Annotated in this window: 13 protein-coding genes and 4 pseudogenes; 11 read left to right on the forward strand and 6 right to left on the reverse strand. The window is 53.6% G+C overall.

The features are described from left to right. From RUM8411_RS22005 to RUM8411_RS22015, 3 genes are all read right to left on the reverse strand, one after another. On the reverse strand, positions 1-511 hold a 511-nt coding region (locus tag RUM8411_RS22005), incomplete at its 3' end, for a recombinase family protein (RefSeq protein ID WP_143534985.1). Next, the gene (locus RUM8411_RS22010) at positions 508-924 is read right to left on the reverse strand and encodes a DUF2924 domain-containing protein (RefSeq protein WP_085824883.1); all 417 of its coding nucleotides are present in this window, start codon (positions 922-924) and stop codon (positions 508-510) included. The genes RUM8411_RS22005 and RUM8411_RS22010, both read right to left, overlap by 4 nt. Further along, positions 921-1151, reverse strand: a complete 231-nt coding sequence (locus tag RUM8411_RS22015) for a DUF3489 domain-containing protein (RefSeq protein WP_085824884.1) — start codon at positions 1149-1151, stop codon at positions 921-923. The genes RUM8411_RS22010 and RUM8411_RS22015 overlap by 4 nt, the downstream gene beginning before the upstream one ends. Positions 1152-1678: 527 nt before the next feature. On the opposite strand from RUM8411_RS22015, the gene RUM8411_RS22640 reads away from it, so the two are divergent. From RUM8411_RS22640 to terL, 5 genes are all read left to right on the forward strand, one after another. Then, positions 1679-2452 (forward strand): ParB/Srx family N-terminal domain-containing protein, encoded by a 774-nt coding sequence (locus RUM8411_RS22640; RefSeq protein WP_143534986.1) that lies wholly within the window; start codon positions 1679-1681, stop codon positions 2450-2452. Beyond that, entirely contained in the window at positions 2449-2616 is a 168-nt protein-coding gene (locus RUM8411_RS22785) for a hypothetical protein (protein WP_159453956.1), read from the forward strand. The genes RUM8411_RS22640 and RUM8411_RS22785 overlap by 4 nt, the downstream gene beginning before the upstream one ends. A 66-nt stretch (positions 2617-2682) precedes the next feature. After that, positions 2683-3018, forward strand: a complete 336-nt coding sequence (locus RUM8411_RS22645) for a DNA methyltransferase (RefSeq protein ID WP_234995328.1) — start codon at positions 2683-2685, stop codon at positions 3016-3018. Further along, positions 3011-3442 (forward strand): DUF5681 domain-containing protein, encoded by a 432-nt coding sequence (locus tag RUM8411_RS22025; protein ID WP_085824885.1) that lies wholly within the window; start codon positions 3011-3013, stop codon positions 3440-3442. The genes RUM8411_RS22645 and RUM8411_RS22025 overlap by 8 nt, the downstream gene beginning before the upstream one ends. A 66-nt stretch (positions 3443-3508) precedes the next feature. Beyond that, positions 3509-4906, forward strand: coding sequence for a phage terminase large subunit (gene terL, locus RUM8411_RS22030; RefSeq protein ID WP_143534988.1), 1398 nt, complete (start codon positions 3509-3511; stop codon positions 4904-4906). 230 nt (positions 4907-5136) lie between these two features. On the opposite strand, the gene RUM8411_RS22035 is transcribed toward terL, so the two are convergent. Continuing rightward, complete coding sequence (locus RUM8411_RS22035; protein ID WP_085824887.1) at positions 5137-7020, reverse strand: amidohydrolase family protein; 1884 nt, start codon at positions 7018-7020, stop codon at positions 5137-5139. A 589-nt stretch (positions 7021-7609) separates the two neighbouring features. On the opposite strand from RUM8411_RS22035, the gene RUM8411_RS22040 reads away from it, so the two are divergent. Together RUM8411_RS22040 and RUM8411_RS22045 are read left to right on the forward strand one after the other, a co-directional pair. Next, the gene (locus tag RUM8411_RS22040) at positions 7610-9439 is read left to right on the forward strand and encodes a M6 family metalloprotease domain-containing protein (protein WP_159453957.1); all 1830 of its coding nucleotides are present in this window, start codon (positions 7610-7612) and stop codon (positions 9437-9439) included. 199 nt (positions 9440-9638) lie between these two features. Beyond that, the gene (locus RUM8411_RS22045) at positions 9639-10661 is read left to right on the forward strand and encodes a hypothetical protein (protein WP_085824889.1); all 1023 of its coding nucleotides are present in this window, start codon (positions 9639-9641) and stop codon (positions 10659-10661) included. A gap of 113 nt (positions 10662-10774) precedes the next feature. On the opposite strand, the pseudogene RUM8411_RS22050 reads toward RUM8411_RS22045, so the two are convergent. Beyond that, positions 10775-11474, reverse strand: a pseudogene (locus RUM8411_RS22050) (IS6 family transposase). Positions 11475-11703: 229 nt separating this feature from the next. Here RUM8411_RS22050 and RUM8411_RS23285 point away from each other — a divergent pair. Continuing rightward, positions 11704-12021: pseudogene (locus RUM8411_RS23285) on the forward strand (DNA polymerase beta superfamily protein). A 100-nt stretch (positions 12022-12121) separates the two neighbouring features. Here the strand turns inward: RUM8411_RS23285 and RUM8411_RS22065 are convergent. Continuing rightward, positions 12122-12322 (reverse strand): annotated as a pseudogene (locus RUM8411_RS22065) (integrase core domain-containing protein); the annotation flags it as partial. A gap of 372 nt (positions 12323-12694) precedes the next feature. On the opposite strand from RUM8411_RS22065, the gene RUM8411_RS22070 reads away from it, so the two are divergent. From RUM8411_RS22070 to RUM8411_RS22080, 3 genes and pseudogenes are all read left to right on the forward strand, one after another. After that, positions 12695-13873: a tetratricopeptide repeat protein gene (locus tag RUM8411_RS22070; RefSeq protein WP_085824891.1), complete on the forward strand. Its 1179-nt coding sequence runs from the start codon at positions 12695-12697 to the stop codon at positions 13871-13873. A 194-nt stretch (positions 13874-14067) separates the two neighbouring features. After that, positions 14068-14391: pseudogene (locus RUM8411_RS23325) on the forward strand (SPM autocatalytic domain-containing protein); the annotation flags it as partial. A gap of 778 nt (positions 14392-15169) precedes the next feature. Next, entirely contained in the window at positions 15170-16204 is a 1035-nt protein-coding gene (locus tag RUM8411_RS22080) for an AraC family transcriptional regulator (RefSeq protein WP_085824893.1), read from the forward strand. Positions 16205-16848 lie beyond the last annotated feature (644 nt).

Genomic DNA, 16848 nt, shown 5'->3' on the forward strand with positions numbered 1-16848 from the left:
AGCCGAGAGGCAGGTTGCCACCCATCCAAAGCCCCTTTTTCTTAGACGCTGCAATCTTGTCACGAATACGTTCGGCGGTGACTTCCCGTTCAAACTGAGCAAAGGACAGCAGTACATTCAGGGTCAACCGACCCATGGAGGAAGAGGTGTTGAATGCTTGTGTGACGGACACAAAGGAACAGTTCGCCTGTTCCAGCCGTTCGACCAGCTTGGAGAAGTCGGCGAGCGATCGGGTCAGCCGGTCGATCTTGTAGACCACAACCATGTCGATGCGCCCTGCATCGATCTCTTCAAGAAGGCGCTGAAGTGCAGGGCGCTCTAGGGTGCCGCCCGACAGGCCACCGTCATCGTAGCGCTCGGCCAACAGGGTCCAGCCTTCATGTCGCTGGCTGGTGACATAAGCCGCGCAGGCCTCATATTGCGCATCCAGTGAATTGAAGTCCTGATCCAACCCATCTTCTGATGACTTGCGCGTATAGATGGCGCATCGGATTTTGCGGCGCGGGCTCATTTGGCCCCCTTGCCGGTGAGCCCAAAGAAACGCGGCCCCGACCAATGCGCGCCGGTAATTTCTCGGGCGATGGCCGAGAGCGAGCGATAGGGCCGACCGTTCCAAGTAAAACCATCCCTTGCTACATCGACCACATGGGTCACGCCATACCACTCGCGCAGCAGGCGCCCGCCGGCTTTAAGCGCAGGGCATTGGGGCCGGGACTTCTTCTCAGAGCCTTTTCCCAGCGTGGCTTTGACTTGTCGAGACAGCCCGCCATGACGGCGGGACTGCATCTCAAAGGCAATGAAACGGCGCAGGAAGGGTTGGCTGAGCATAGCGGGTGCGGGTTGATCAAACAGTTGCTGCCAAAGCGTGACCAGATCCGAGCGACCAATGGCGGCCAGATTGGTGACATCGCTAATCTTCGTCATGACTCGCCGCCCTTGTTTGCCGTGAGGTGATACGTGGCAGAGCCATGTGGTTTATCGGAGGCGCGTCGTTCAATCATCACGCCTTTCTTACGCAGACCGCTTAGAGCTGCTCGGACCGAATGAGACTGCCACCCCGCTGTTTTGCAGAGCGCCTCAAGGCTGGCGCCGCTCGGGCAACGCAACAAGGCTTGCACCTTGTCGATTTTGGTTTGTTTGGATTTGGACATGTATTGTCTCCTCTGATCCGGGGCTGGCGGAATGCCGAGCCCTGGTACCGAGGAGCGCCCGAATGGCTCGGGCGTGGGTTCAGTGATGCGTGGTTCACAGCAACAGTCCAGCTCTTTCTGCAGCGATTACTGGAGGCGTGTGTTTTGCAGGGCCCTGCTGCCGTACCACCGATTATTCGTCAACAATCTTAATTGGTTACGATTTAGTTACTTTTTGATTTGGGGTTGCAATTGCAAATCCCCGCGCATAAATTCTAGCCAGCCCAGCAAGGGACAAGGTCCCACGGGGAGGTGAATACATCTCCCAGGCAGCATTTGGCGCCGCATTTTTTGAGCGGGTAAGACCGAGAGCATTCGAAGGGGCAACGAACCGGATCGATTAGTCCGGAGAGTTGCTGGTCGTGCTCTCTCCGAATTCCCAACACGATCCTTTCTCGCCGACGCTAAAGAGCGTCAAATGAAAGGAGGCGACTACGTCCGCCAAGAAATCACACAGCGACGTCCAGGCGTCCAACTCGCCGATCTGGATGGCAGAAAAAGTCATCCAATCTCAGATCAGCCAGATCAAGCCCTACGCCAATAACAACCGCGTGCACGCGGCCAAGAATATCGACAAGCTGAAAGCGTCAGTAGCACAGTTTGGCTTTGTCACCCGGATCCTGTTGGATGCTAGCGGTACTATTATTGCAGGCCATGGCCGCTATGAAGCCGCCAAGGCCCTGGGGTTGATGTCCGTTCCGACTGTTGTCGCGGGTCACCTGTCAGATGCAGAAGTTCGTGCTTTGCGCATCGCGGATAACAAGCTGGCGGAACTGCCGGACTGGAACGAAGCGGCGCTGCAGATCGAATTTGCCGAGCTGACGGACCTCAGCCTTGATGGCGAGTTGGACTTCGATCTGGACATCACCGGGTTTGAAACGCCAGAGATCGACATTATCATCGACGGCGCGGGCGAGGCTGCGGAGACTGAAGCAGAAACTTTAGACACCCCGGACCCTGCGGCACCAGCAATTGCGCAGCCGGGCGACCTCTGGGTTCTCGGAGATCATCGCATCTTCTGCGGGGATGCCTTGCAAGCCCAGAGCTATAAAACGCTGCTGGATGGCGAGACCCCGCAGATGGTCTTCACTGACCCGCCTTACAATGTTCTGGTCAATGGGCATGTCCGCTGTGGTGCCAGTGGCGATCACCGTGAGTTTGCTATGGCGTCAGGAGAAATGTCTGACAGTGAGTTCCGTAGCTTTCTCTCGGACGTGATCAACCATTGTTCGACTGCTTGCCGGACGGAGGCATCGCGATGATCTGCATGGACTGGCGCCATATTGAAGAGCTGATTGCGTCCGGCAAGGCAGGCGGATTGGACTTCATCAATCTCTGCGTCTGGAACAAGACGAACGGAGGCATGGGCAGCCTTTATCGTTCCAAACACGAGCTGGTTGCGATCTTCAAGAAACCAGGTGCGTAGCATATCAACAATGTCGAGCTCGGAAAACATGGTCGCAACCGGACCAATGTCTGGGATTATACGGGTGTGAACAGCTTTGGGGCAGGACGCGAAGCGGATCTCGCTGATCATCCCACGGTGAAGCCGACAGTTTTGGTGGCAGATGCCATCATGGATGTAAGTCATCGCGGCGATGTCGTGCTGGACGTCTTTGGCAGATTCGGCGCGTCCTTGCTGGCAGCTGAGAAAACCGGGCGCCGGGCGCGGCTCATTGAGCTCGACCCGGCTTATGTCGATATCGCCATCCACCGTTGGCAGGAGATGACCCGCGAGAACGCCGTGCACGCGGTGACAGGCCAGACGTTCGATGCGCTTTCTGCAGCCAACGACACCACTTCTGAGCAGGAGGTGGATCATGTCTGACGATACGAAAGAGTATGAGGTCGGCTATGGCAAGCCGCCCAAAGCAACCCAATTCAAGAAAGGCCGCTCTGGCAATCCGAAAGGGCGGCCGAAAGGTGCTAAGGGCGTGAATGCCAGTCTGAAACGCGAACTGGAAGCCAAAATCACCGTCCGGGAAGGCAACCGGGAAGTCCGGATTTCCAAGGCGGAGGCAATTGCCAAGCGGGTCACGGCCAGCGCATTGAAGGGCGACACGAAAATGCTGATGGCGCTGCTGAAGCTGGACACGGATCTGTTCAACACAAGTGACATGGACGCGCAAGAAAGCGCCCGTGCGGTTGAGCCGGACAGTGTCGACTTTGATATCCTCCGGGATTTCTTTTCCAGTCACCCAGATGGTGACTGCGGTCCTGAAGATGAGGAGGCCAATGATGTCAGCTCCTGATCCCAAAGGGTCCGGCAAGCCGCGCGCGAGATTTACCGGGAAAATTTCTTTCCTTACGTGTGGCGCGTGTTTGACACGCTGCACCAGGGGACTGACTGCAGCTTTGATCCGGCCTGGCATGTGCGTGCCATGTGCCATGAGTTGGACAACGTTCGTGTCGGCGAAAACAAGCGGCTGATCATCAACATTCCGCCCCGGTGCCTGAAATCCGTAACAGTGGCTGTTACGTATGTCGCCTATCTTCTCGGGCATAACCCCAGCGCTAAGATCATTGTTGCCAGCTACGGGCTGGATCTGGCGCGCAAGCATTCCGAAGACTGTCGACGGGTCATGTCCGCGCGCTGGTACAGGGAGATATTTCCCGAATCTGTTCTGGCCCGTAAAGGCAACACTTCAGAAGAAATCCGCACCACAAAGGGAGGCAGCCGTAAGGCTGTCTCCATCGGCAGTTCTGTCACTGGCCATGGCGCTGATTACATCATCATCGACGATCTGCTGAAAGCGGGTGATGCAGGTTCCGAAGCTGAACTGGTCAAAGCGCAGGAGTTCATTGAGGGAACCTTGCTGTCGCACTTTGATAACCCGTCCGAAGGGCGCGTGGTCATGGTTGCACAGCGACTACACGAGATGGATCCGCCGGGGTACCTGCTGGAACGTGGGGCCTATAGGCACCTGAACCTGCCCGCCATCGCCGAAGAACATGAGATGGTTCCTCTTGGACGTGGAAATGTCATGCGCCGCAATCCGGGTGATCTTCTGTGTCCGTCGCGCCTGGATCAGCAAACGTTGGATACCAAGCGTCGCGAAATGGGCGCGGCCGTGTTCAATTGTCAATATCAGCAGAACCCGATTGCACCAGACGGATCACCCCTGCGCTGGGAGTGGTTTGGCACCTACGAGACCATCGAAGATCGTCGCTGGTTCCAACTGGTTGTTCAAAGCTGGGATACGGGCATGTCTGCGGATCCCCGGTCCGACTTCTCGGTCTGTACGACCTGGGGCTTTCGCGAAAACGCATGGTACCTGCTTTACGTCTGGCGTGGGCAGGTGGACTACCCAGACCAGAAAGCCAAGGCACTTCAGCTTGTCCGCCGTTGGGATCCGGATCGCGTTCTGATCGAAGATGCGGCCTCCGGCAAACCGCTTCTGGATGAGTTGTTTCGTGATGACCGCCGGTGCTACGAACGCATTAAATCCGACAAGGACAAGGAAACCCGGTTCCAGTCTGCTTCCGGTCCTGTCGAAGAGGGCAAGGTGTATCTGCCTGTAGACGCACCCTGGTTGCCGGTATTCAAACGAGAGCTTCAGTCCTTTCCACGCGGGCGCAACGACGATCAGGTCGACAGCTTTGCCCATTTTCTGAACTGGTCCAAGGGACTGGGATTCTACCGGGCATTGGGTCGCGACCACCGGATCAACATCGATCGTCGGGAGCGTAATCGAGAGAGAGTAAGAAGGCGGTAGAACAGAAAACAAAGTTCGAGGCCGATAGTCGGCCTTGAGCCGCCCAGCGAAACCTTAGCCATTGGGCCCGAAGGGCGGGAAGTAGCCATTCGCTGCGTTTGAAAAATAGACTCCGTCCAACCCGAAAGCAGACGTTGGCCACACTGGAGATCCGCTCGCGCATTCATCGGAGATGAGGCGTCTTCGTTATCTCTGCCGGACTCGAAAAACCGAAGAGCACAATGGGCAGGTTACCGCTGCCCGAGTGCGTCGCGTCCGAAAGCCAATAGGTTTGAGGAAGGGCGTATCAGGGTGATTATGGTATTATATTGGGGTGCGTCTTCGAAGAATCCCGTCAATCTCCTAAACTGTTTTCCGCGGCGGTCCAGTCCTAAGTATCTTATGGCGTTGCTTCCCAGAATGGAAATCTGATCAGGTTTTTCGAGTGCAGATGCCTGTAACGCCTTGCGCACGTCGTTATAATAGCTCGCATGCTGGTTCTCACGGCCAAGCATGGTCCAGTCCGAACCATACATTAGCCGAGTTTTAAGGTTTTCCCTCTGATTCAGCAGGTTATCCAACAAATCTATGATTTCTTGTGACTGATCACGATTGCTGCCTGTGACGTCGGTCCAGTATCCCAGATCGACATAGACATTATCGTACTTCGCAATAAGTTCTGCGGCCTGCCATTCGTAGGCCTGCGTCTGACTTGGGCATCCGGGGGCGGTCGGGAACCGTTCCTCATCAAAGCCGCCAAAGTGCGCGATATTTAGTCTCAGATCGCTCCACGCCGGAGTTTCCAGTACCGGTTTCCAATTTGCAGCCGATGCGTTTTGCCCGGTGCAGGCATCGGCACCCAACGAATTGTTACCATGCGTCTTTATCGGAACATCTTCTGCAGCGCACCAGTCGTATAGAGCGCGCAACTCGTTATCGATTTCTTGCCCAGTCACCCCCAACTCCTGTAAGGCGCGGGGCTTGCGGGCGCCCGGTTCGTCAAATTTGGCGTTGCCGAGCGGCAAAAAGCCCATCGGTGGATACAGCTTGATACCTGCAAACCCTTGCGATTCGATGGATTTCTGGATGGTTTGCAACCAGTTAGAATTCCCGTTTTTGCGGTAATAAGCGGCGCGCAACGGGCAAAAGGGCGCGAAGGGCAATATCAGGGCGCCGCGCTCCAGCAAGGCCATACGTGAAAGCAGATTAATCTGATCCGTGACGTCACGCCCGCTACGGTCGACATCCCGATCCTGCCCGGCCCGAAGCCAATAGGTGAAGTCGACAAGTGATGGAGAGAACACCTTGATCCCGTTGGACCCCAGGGAATCATTCGTGTCGGCCTGCGCAGTTTGATGAGCGTACAGCCGGATCAGCTCACCCAGTATATCCACGCGGCTGCGGGTCAGCAGCCCGGCCCACATCAGGGTCTGAATCAGGCTTTGATCCGGGTTTCTGCGCTCGGACAAGGATTTGAAACTCAGGTCATCCTGAAACGCCTCATCCGCGTAGATGGCATCGGCGATCTGGCGGGCCTGATCACCGGCGCGGTCCGAATTGCGAATGTTCCCGGCCAATCCGACTGGGTTTACCGGAACTTCACTTTCGGCGGCCAGCAGCGAAAACAGGACTTCGTCGCCGGTTGCCGGGGGCAACTTGCCGTCGGCAGAAACCGCGCCCTGGCGCACGCGCCCTGCCGTATCCACGCGGTTTTCCAGCTCAACCAGCCCCGCCTCGACAAAGCGGCGATCTTGGATCAACAAGTCCCCGCCGTCGCGAACGGGCAGGCGCTGCAAGTCCGCAATCTCGATCAGCTCTTCCGACGCGGTGGGTGTCCCGCGAGCGGCCAAAATAATGTCGACGACCAGGCCGACGAGTGATCGTGCGACCGATAGCCCACCAGGCACCGGGGTTTCGGGGTCGCGTAACAAAACCTGTTCCACAAACCCGGGGATCGGCACATCGGTTGCATTGAAGACGTGATTGTGGATGTCCACCGGTACCGAGGGCAGACCGTCGGGGCTGATATTTCTGTCCTCTCCCTGGCCATAACATCCGGGCAATGCGGTCGCAGCCAAGCCCCCGACCAATACTCCGCGCCGTGTCGGCATGAGTGTGCCTCTGGAATAATGCATCAAATTTGTTCCCTTCAAAATCAATGCTTAAAGCCTAGCCGATGTTACTTTTTAATCAACTGACATCATCACGTGGGTTGGCGGGAACAAACCCTCTCCGATCAGACTTGTCTCGGCAATGATCCGTGGCAGAGGGCAGTGTGAGGGCCGACAATACGATACTCAACTGGCGATCGTCCAAGACCCGGCAAAATCACACGGTGAGCGTAGCAGAAATGACGTGCGATATAGCGGCCCGCTTGGGTCGTCATTCTTGGCTTACTAGACACGCGAAGCTTGCTGAACGATGCATTACTGCTCTTGCGGCGTGCGCAGTTGCGGCGCTCCTGCAACAAAATTATCCCTTGGAACCGCCTTCCATTCCCAAGATTGGATCGCAATATCAAACCATGGGATCAATAACTTAGGGGAAATCCTTCGGTTCGTCCTTTCGGTAGTATTCGTTAGGTGTCTTTTTTGCGCCGACCTGTCAATCAAAGTTAACCGAACCGGCAACAGGTGTGCATCGCAATATCATCTTGGTGAAATTCTCAAACCAAAGCTGTTCTGTGTTATACTTTCGGCATTTCACAAATCTATGGAGAGTCAAATGCATTTGCATCGTGTACTTATTTCCACTTCGTTCCTGTCTTTGATAGCTATTCCACCCCTTTTCGCAGATGTTGAATCTCAAATCCCAGAGTCGCCCGAAAAAGGCTATTCGGATGTCACCGAGCGTGCCATTGATGCCCATGTCGTGAGAAGAGGCTTCCGCACACGGACGCTCGCCGCCCAAGAGGTGCGCCGCCGCCGGCAAAGCTTGCCACCCGGTCTGTTGGCGGCAATGCCGATAACGGCCGAGTCAGCCGTCCACGGGAGCGTTGAAGTGCCTGTCATTGCGCTAGTTTTTTCAAATACGCCTGCCATTCCGTACCCGGTTGCCGATCTTGAAGAGCGCCTGTTCAACCCCGGCAATGCGGGTTCTATGACTGCTCACTACGATGAGATGTCGCATGGCGTTTTAGAAGTGAGTGGAGAGGTGCTGGAGTGGATCGAGTTGCCGGAGGGCGACCTTTTCTACGCCGGAGATTGTAACGGGACGTGTGGAGCAGCCAAAATGCCGGCTTTCCTTACAAGCGCCTTTACTGAGGCAGACGTTGAGATCGATTTCACGCAATTCGACAATGACGGCCCCGACAATATCCCCAATTCTGGCGATGATGATGGCTTTGTTGATTTTGTGGCTTTGGTGCATCCCGAGAGCGGCGGCGAATGCGGAGATGGAGGCAATGGCAATATCTGGTCCCATCGCTTTGCGTTTAGTGGCTGGACTGGTACTGCATTTGAAACGGGTGATGTGGGGCAGGCAAATGTTCCGATTTTCATAGATGACTACGTCATTATGCCTGCGTTCGATTGTGATGATGCCACGATGATCCAGATCGGCGTTTTCTCGCACGAATTCGGACATGCCTTCGGGTTGCCCGATCTGTACGATTCCACGCGACCAGCGCAATCTTCCGGTATTGGCGGTTGGGGGCTGATGGCTTCGGGCTCCTGGGGATGCGATGGTGTGTCTTCCTCCCATCAGCCCTGCCATATGACCGCTTGGTCAAAGGAATTTCTCGGGTGGGTCACCCCGCAGGTGATTGACACCGATACGACCGCCGTGCGCATTCGCCCCTATGTTGAATCAGGCGATGTTGTACGGGTTGACTACACCGATGCTGAAGATCCCGAAGACAACCACTACCTCCTGCTGTCCTTTCGGAATCAATTCGGCTTTGACAGTTTGCTTACAGGGCCCGGATTGCTTGTAACTGAAATTGACAATGCCCGTGTTCAGGCAGGGCTTGTCAACAACTCGGTTAACGGGGATCCCACGCAATTGGGCGTCAACGTGATTGAAGCCGACGGCGCACAGCATCTGGACTTTATGACCAACCGCGCGGATGGAGGTGACGTGTTTCCCGGTACCGCAGGCGTTTTGAATCTGGATGCAGCCCACACCGAAGCACCACGAGCTGCTCTGTGTAACATTACAGTATCAGCTGATTTTATCGAACTGGATATCTTCACTTCGCAATCAACATGTCCGGGCATGCTTGCAGGTGCTGTCCAGCATGCGGCGCAAACGACTGAAGGGAAGTTGCACGGGGAAGAGGTCATTCTGATCGGTGTCATAGAGAATATGGGGACCAACCTGTTCAGCGACCGCGATCTGGTCTTTAAGGACCCCGACAACCCAGAGTACAGCATTCCGGTGACTGTGCCCGTGCCTACAGAGTCGGTTCTGGGCACTATTGAAGGGCCAACAAATCTGGCTGATGTATTGGGACAGCGCGTCGTAGTGCGCGGCACCTTAACTGAAGGTGTATTGAAGGGGTACGGTGAAACTGATGTGCTAAAGCTCGAAGAACTCGAGATTCTCAACGAGTAATATCCGAGGTACAGCTCCAAGAAATCGAACGATTTCCTCCCTTACCCTCCCATGGTTCGCCATGGTGGGTTGCGCCCGATCTTCACGATTGGGCGTCCCAACTTACCGTCTGCACACACGTTTTGTTTGGTTGAAATAACTCAAAAACCATGCAAATCTGAACGCATCTCACAAAAAACTGGTTTGGACTAGTTCATTTATGTTTCTTCGCATTCTGTCATTATCGCTAGTTATTTCTGGCTGCGCCAAGATTCCCGATGTGTCCACTAGGTACTATCTGACAAAAAGTACACTGCGGTTGGACGTTACACGTGCCTTATCCTGCAGCCCCGGAGGTCAAATTAACATCTCAAACGCCGTCAGCCCTGTCATAGCCAATTCAGCGGATCTCAGCCGGACATACCCGTTTAATCTCCAGGAACTAAAGAGCACCTTTACCGATCCCGATGTGACAGTTCAGTTTTTTGAAGATGGTAGGCTGCAAAGCATCAATGCAACCCAAACGGGTACTGCAAAACAGATTGTGGAATCCTCTCTAGTTGTTGCCTCCTCCGTGTTGCGTGACAAAGGTATCCCCGGTGCGGCCCCCGTACCCGACGGGCTGACAAAATGCGAATACATAGAAAAACACGGTGACAAGAACGGTATCCTGTCTCTTATTTACTCTTCTGGAATGTCAGTACCCAAGGCCGGATTACAGGAGATCAGGCCGGTTGGTGCGAGTAAGGTCTACCATGAACGCCTCTTTCCCTCTGATAAGGTAGTGCAGGCGCACATACATCCGTCAGATCTTAACCCACTTAGCCCACCGGTTAATCTGGAGAACGACGGGCAGCCCTATTCATTGGTTGCCAGGCAGTTGACCAAAGTTAGTATCAGAGTCCACGCCAGTGACGACAAAGGCCAGAACGAGCTTATTTGGAATGGCGCTGCGCTGATGGCATTGCCGGGAAATGAATACAAAGTACCGATTCCACGTCGACCTGCCTTTGGAAAGCAAGAGTTTCAGGTCGCGTTTTCGGAATCTGGCTCGTTGAAGACATTGAAGTACGCCTCAACGTCGGGTTCCGCGGACGTGATAGGCTTGACGGGCGTACTTGCGGATGAGTTGCAGGGGCCATCTGCCGCTGATCAAGCAAAAGCTCTACAGGCAGAGGCAGATCTGATAAAGCAAAGAGAACGGCTTGCAAAGTGTAGAGCCAATCCTTCGGAATGTCAGTGAACGCACTGCCAACGCTGAATGCTTTGCCTTTTCTTAGCGCGTTCTTTAGCAATCTTCGCAGCATCTACAACGGTGTTGTCACGTTAACTCCTGGACAGCCAAAGAGTGCAGTTTTATGAAATTAAGGCTGCTTGGTTGGCGTCATTCCAGGCGTCAAAGGCCTCGAGGCAGTGATATCGATTGTTAAGGCGGAGCGGCGGCGCTGAAGCAATTGCGGATGGCTGAGTGGGTCGCCACAAACCTTTGCTACCCTCCTGCAGAGCGATGGCTTTGCATCGTCCTTTCCCGCTTTCGGAAAGGGAGATGACTGTTTTCAGGTCGATTGTTTAGGCCTTTGTGCGACCAATGATCCAAACCCGGCGCGACCTCTCGATTGGCGGCGCCATACGAGCGTAGTTTGTCCGTGATTATCCGCTTGGGAATGAAACCAAGACGCTTTTTCAGGCGGTGCAATAGCCGTTTTGCCGCCCGTTTGTCCCGCCGCGATTGGTGGATTTCGTCCAGGACGACGCCATACTGATCACCCGCCCGCCAAAGCCAATACTAGCGATCTGAGATTCACACGGCAACTTCGTCCAGATGCCAGACATCACCTGGACGACCCTGTCTATGCCGCAGGTTTCGAGCTGCCGCCGGCCCGAATTTGATGACCCAACGCCGGACTGTTTCGTAGGACACATCGATCCCGCGCTGCTGCAGCGCCTCTTCAACTTCACGCAGACTCAAATTGAAGCGAACCTACAACCATACCGCGTGCGCGATGATCTGAGCAGGAAATCGGTGACGCTTGTAGCAGATTGATGATGACTTCATCGATGTCACCTACGTCCAATTGCTGACATGAGCAACCGAACGGCAGTTAACCTGACAACACCGTCCTGGTGCATGCGAGACAATTATGCGCCTGCCGCTTGCGCCAAACCGTCGCCCGCACTGGTCCGTCAGCCGAGACTGGCTCGAGTGACCCTCCCTTTCGCCGTCGGTCCACCAGCGCAATGCTTATCTGAGCATTGAGCCCGGTCGTGATGTCATTGAACTGTCAATCGAGGGCGATTTGGACATAAACGGTTGGGATATTCGCAAAGCTCTTGGTTTGTTGATCAAACCTAACCCCGTGATGTTGGAATGGTTGTCCAGTCCTATCAGGTAAAGATGGAATGATGCGAAATGTGAACGCCTGATTGCCTTCGCAGCCAAGACGACGTACGGCGAATCCTGTCTGCACCACTATCGCAACCTGGCGCAGAAACAGTGGGACAAGCATGTTGGTGAGAGCCAGGAGGTGAGCTTCAAAACGTATTTCTACATACTGAGACCCGCCTTGGCTATCTCCTGGATCAGGCAGATAAGGACGCCATGAACATATTTGGTGGAAAGCTGCGTTTTTGCTACGATCTCTCGCTCCAAATATTTGCTATCCTTGAGCCGGCGACTGTCTCTCAGCAAATCAAGGGAATGACATCGGCTGCTGTGACGTTGCTCAGGCTCTCATGATAACGCTGATGGTTGTAATGATCGACGAAGGCTTCGATTTGGGCTTCGAGGTCGCCCGGTAGGAAGTAGTTTTCCAGCAAAATTCAGTTCTTCAAGGTTTGGTGCCAACGCTCTATCTTGCTCTGCGTTTGGGGATGGTATGGCGCACCGCGAGAATGCTTCATGCCTTTGAGAGCAACGCTCACAACCAGCTGCTCGAGGATGACACCTATCGCTACGCCTAAGATCTGCGCGGCAACCGGATCAGCCGGGCCAACAAGGTTACCGATGCGGTCGAGACCTATGCCTATGACAGCCAGAACCGGCTGATCGGATACGGCTCGTACAGCACAGCCGCCAATTACGCCTACGATGCCCTCGACCGGCGCACCGAAAAACCGTCGGCGCAGATGTGGAGTCCTTCGATTAGGCCAGAGCCAAGTCGATTCATCATCAATCCGATCCACCAGATGCCGGGACTGAACATCTAGGACCCTCAACTGGCGCGGTCGGTCTGATTGTCAGGAGGGGTTACACCCTGTTCATCAAGTGTTGCGTCCTTGGCAGAAGTTGAGCTACCAAAGGTAGAGCTGATTACTCGGGCGGCTATCGTAATGCGTGTATGGAAGATTGCCACATTTGGTATTTTTCTCGCTGCGATATGGTTTGTGGTTTCATGGTACAAGTCACAGCCTTCCGATCATGACGAGGCATCGTTACGTGCGGATTGTGAAACATACGCAATATCACCTGCAAGAACTGCGGAAGCGTGTACAGCACTTCTCTCAGGGGGCGACCTCTCTGGCGAAGATCGAGTCAACCTCCTGATTTGGAGGGGCCAAGCCTACAAAAATAAGGGAGAAATTCAGAAGGCTAACTCTGACATAGCCGAAGTATTAGATTTCGACACAGATTATGTTGATGCATTAATATTGAGAGGTTATCTGCGAAGCGAAGCTGGGCACTATGTCGAAGCAATCGAGGATCTTTCACGCGCCATTTCGATTGACCCGCAGAACGCCTCAATATTCAAACACAGAGGAGTAATCTACCACCGATCCGGGGAAACGGATTTGGAGCTTGCGGATTATACCAGAGCGTTGGAGTTGAACCCTGCTTATGAGGGGGCTGCAAACAATATTGCCAATGTGCTTGTCGCACAAGAAAGATACGCTGAAGCGATTGAGAACTTAAGAGGTTTCGTATTGCGTTGGCCGGAGAATCCCTGGTTTCAAGGTGCACTTGGTTTCTTACTCTTCAATCATACGGACGAGTATGCCGAAGCGCTGGAGGCTTTTTCAAAATACGCTGAGCTGCGGCCTTCTTTGGCAACCAAATACATATTTCCTGCAATGGTTTACTTTGAAGCTGGAGAGCCCCAAAAAGGGCGGAAACTTATTGAAACCTATGCAGAAAAGCTGGACGAGAAAAACCGTCAAGACGCTTTGGCAATCGTTCGCATCCTTCAGTTTTTAGGGTTGGACGGCGAATTCGGTCAAGAAAATCAGATTCTTTATCGAAGCCAAGCCTTGGCGCGGGCCGGTCAAGTCGAAGCCGCGAGGCGCGAATATAATGTGTTCGAGGAAAAATTCGGCGTCTCAGCCCGCCTTGCAGTCTCTGAAATAATTCTGAGAGGTGAACCAAGTCTCGACAAAAAAAGACTAATTCATGATGACGACTACTTTAGTGAGAAACTTGAGCTTTTTTTTATAGCGCTTTCGAATTTGAGACATTTGTAGTCGGAGCTTTTGTCGCCCGTGTAACAATAATATGTGGAACGTGAACTAAAATGGCAGACCCAGATTTCCAACAACTAAACGGAAGTATAACAGAAAAAGACTTTCGGGAAATTATGCGCGGATTGAAAGCAGCGGAAGGTGGCGGAATAACGGATGGGGCGGTATGCAGCGCCGGTCAAGGCGCGACGGGTATTATGGCAGGTGGAGTCATCTCCGGAGCAGTCGGATATGTGACGCGTGGGTTATGGTTCTTAAAAAATGCCGAGGAAAGTGCCGCTGCAGGTGGTGTAGGTGGCAGTATTCTCGGTTTCGGACTTACTTACGATCCTGGCGGATCTTCTTGTAAAGACGGGAACACAGACAACGATGATGCGAACGCACATCAAAGTGCTGCTGCAAGTCCACTCATTATCGATCTGGATGGCGATGGTATCGAGCTTACACCATTGGATGGCTCCGGGGTTTACTTTGATTTGAATGTTGACGGTTTTGCAGAACGAACCGGATGGGTCGGACCAGATGATGGTTTGGCACCGACGGTTTTGATCCAGTCTCAGACGGCCTCTGCGATGAACTCAGGGCCATTGTCTGATCGGTTGTAAGCAGGCACACCTTGCAAGATGAACAGATTCGTCAGCGCTTCGATAATCATTGGGGCGGACCACTTCATTGGAGGAGGCTCATTTGGACATCAGTTGAATTTGACCTTGGGGTCATAAACTAACCCGCCGCCCCCATAATATACGCCCGCAAGCAGTTTTGTTTGATCTGACTTCCCTTTCGGAAAATCAGGGCTGATTTGTAGGTCAGGCAGCGAAGCTGCCTGTTCCTGCTAATCTGCCACGTGGCGAACGCGGGAGGGGGCGAGGTAACGCTATTCGACAGGGGTGGTGCGGCCCGCAGTTACAGCCGAGGACACGGCCCTGTCTAATAGGGTTGCCCGGGGGGGGAGGGCAGCGTCCTCACCCTGACGGCCAAGGGCGTTTGGCTTGTCCAAATCCCGCTGGCCCACGAAAGGAAAGTGATGGGATAGAGAGCCCGCCACCATTTGCGATTGCACCCTTTTGTCAAACTACAAAGGAGACAGCCGGCACTTTCCGGACATACAATATACGATAACGATACTGCGGCCGCAGCCCGCATTTCTGCCGTTCGCTTCCGGCGCAAAAATCCCACTACATTGCCGCCGACAATCAAACGATTGCTTGGCTTGGCTTTTACTCCCTGTCTATTGTAGCCCAATATGCAAAGTGCCTCGGTTCAACGGCGTGCTTCAATCTCGGGTGACATTTCTGCATGAATGAGAACAAAGTGAATTCTGATAGCCAATCTTGGAATGTTCCAGGCTTCGGCGCGCATCACATAGCCAGGCTTCTGGAAAACCGTGGTTCAGATATCGTTGCGCTTCTGAGATCGGCCAACCTACCCGTTGATCTCCACGAAACCCCACCGGATTTTGTTGATGTTCGCAATGAGCTGCGCCTCTTGGAACTCGCCGTGAAAGAGACCCGAGACCCCCTGTTTGCGATCACAGCGGGAAGAACATTCAACCCCAGAAAGACTACACTTCTCAGCTATGTCGTTTTGAACTCTCCAACCGTTGGCGAGGCAGTCGAGAAGGCTGTGACTTACGCACGCTTAGCGCGCGGCTTTGCCAAACTGTCATTCTATGAAGAAGAGTACGGCATGTTTTTGGAGATAGATTCCATCGCTGAACTGATGCGTGCTGATAGAGCTCACAATGAGTTTCGAATGTCTGCTTTTTTGACCAGTCTTCAAATTGCAGCTGAGACGCCCTTGCCAGTCCTTGAGATACGGTTTCCGCATGAATTGACCGAAGAAAAGCAGTCCCAAATCTCCAGTTCTCTATCGATCAATGTCAAACAGAGTCAAAGAGTTCCGGGTATCCTGTTTGACAAGACAGTGATGGATATTCCGATCAAAGATACGGACCCCGCATTGCTTTTGCACCTTGAAAAACATGTGCAAACGTTGATGAACGATTTACCGCCTGTAATTGGTGAAACAAGTTCATTGGTGCAGAGCGAGATAACGTCGCGACTGTCTTTTAGCGCTCCGACGCAAGATGAAATCGCGAAGACGCTGGGGATGAGTATCAGTACACTTGGTCGCAAGCTGACCAAAGAAGGCACAACCTACAAACAGCTGCTAAAGGATATTCGAGCAAGGCTGGCAGAGCAGTATCTTGATGATCCCAAGCTAAGTCTTTCTGAGATTGCTTTTGCGCTTGGTTACTCTGATCAGGCAGCGTTTACCAATGCCTACAAAACCTGGACGGGCCAATCTCCGGGCAGTGTTCGAGCAACTTAGGTTGAACTCAGGGCATACTATTCGGTTGGGACAGTGACCTCGGGCAAGAAAGCGGATGCTGATCTACTGGAACGTAGCCTCAAGCATCCGCCATTTTATGTGTCAGCGCCTTTATGAGTAGGCATCACTGCATGAGTCACAAGGATCGGAATTCGATAGCCCTGGTGTCACTTGATAGTCGGGGCTAGGCGGATTTACGGTTTGTTGGCCGTGGCCACCCGATGGGTGCGCCATGGACATTCCGGCGTTTACAGTGAGTGCGAGTACCGTAGCGGATGCAATTATTACTTTTTTCATCGTTTAAATCCTTTCAGTTAAGCGCGGGTCAAATGCCTGTTTTTTTGCATCTTTGAACCACACAATCATTTCACTAAGTGTCTATTATTTCTCACGGCTTCGATGATTGATCAGTGCCCCGGAGTGCTCCCATCCAAGTCGAATGCACAACGTTGGTTATAACCGAGATCTGCATTGTATCTGCCGGCAGAACACATAAACACAGCACCTGGGGCAGACGCAGACGTTTTCGTAGCTCGGTTGTTGTTTGCCGTCCCATCAGCGTGGTTGAGCGCTTGCGATACTGACGCGCGAATATCTTGTGCTTGCCCGCGTTGGCCGTCGCCGCGCAACGGACCAGCCATGGA

Source organism: Ruegeria meonggei, assembly GCF_900172215.1.
Lineage (GTDB): Bacteria > Pseudomonadota > Alphaproteobacteria > Rhodobacterales > Rhodobacteraceae > Ruegeria > Ruegeria meonggei.

What these genes read in the sequence shown, in the direction of transcription:
- RUM8411_RS22035 (WP_085824887.1), bottom strand. Translation starts at nt 7,020, where the DNA reads ATGCATTATTCCAGAGGCACACTCATGCCGACACGGCGCGGAGTATTG.
- RUM8411_RS22040 (WP_159453957.1), top strand. Translation starts at nt 7,610, where the DNA reads ATGCATTTGCATCGTGTACTTATTTCCACTTCGTTCCTGTCTTTGATA.
- RUM8411_RS22010 (WP_085824883.1), bottom strand. Translation starts at nt 924, where the DNA reads ATGACGAAGATTAGCGATGTCACCAATCTGGCCGCCATTGGTCGCTCG.
- RUM8411_RS22045 (WP_085824889.1), top strand. Translation starts at nt 9,639, where the DNA reads ATGTTTCTTCGCATTCTGTCATTATCGCTAGTTATTTCTGGCTGCGCC.
- RUM8411_RS22640 (WP_143534986.1), top strand. Translation starts at nt 1,679, where the DNA reads ATGGCAGAAAAAGTCATCCAATCTCAGATCAGCCAGATCAAGCCCTAC.
- RUM8411_RS22080 (WP_085824893.1), top strand. Translation starts at nt 15,170, where the DNA reads ATGAATGAGAACAAAGTGAATTCTGATAGCCAATCTTGGAATGTTCCA.
- RUM8411_RS22025 (WP_085824885.1), top strand. Translation starts at nt 3,011, where the DNA reads ATGTCTGACGATACGAAAGAGTATGAGGTCGGCTATGGCAAGCCGCCC.
- RUM8411_RS22785 (WP_159453956.1), top strand. Translation starts at nt 2,449, where the DNA reads ATGATCTGCATGGACTGGCGCCATATTGAAGAGCTGATTGCGTCCGGC.
- RUM8411_RS22015 (WP_085824884.1), bottom strand. Translation starts at nt 1,151, where the DNA reads ATGTCCAAATCCAAACAAACCAAAATCGACAAGGTGCAAGCCTTGTTG.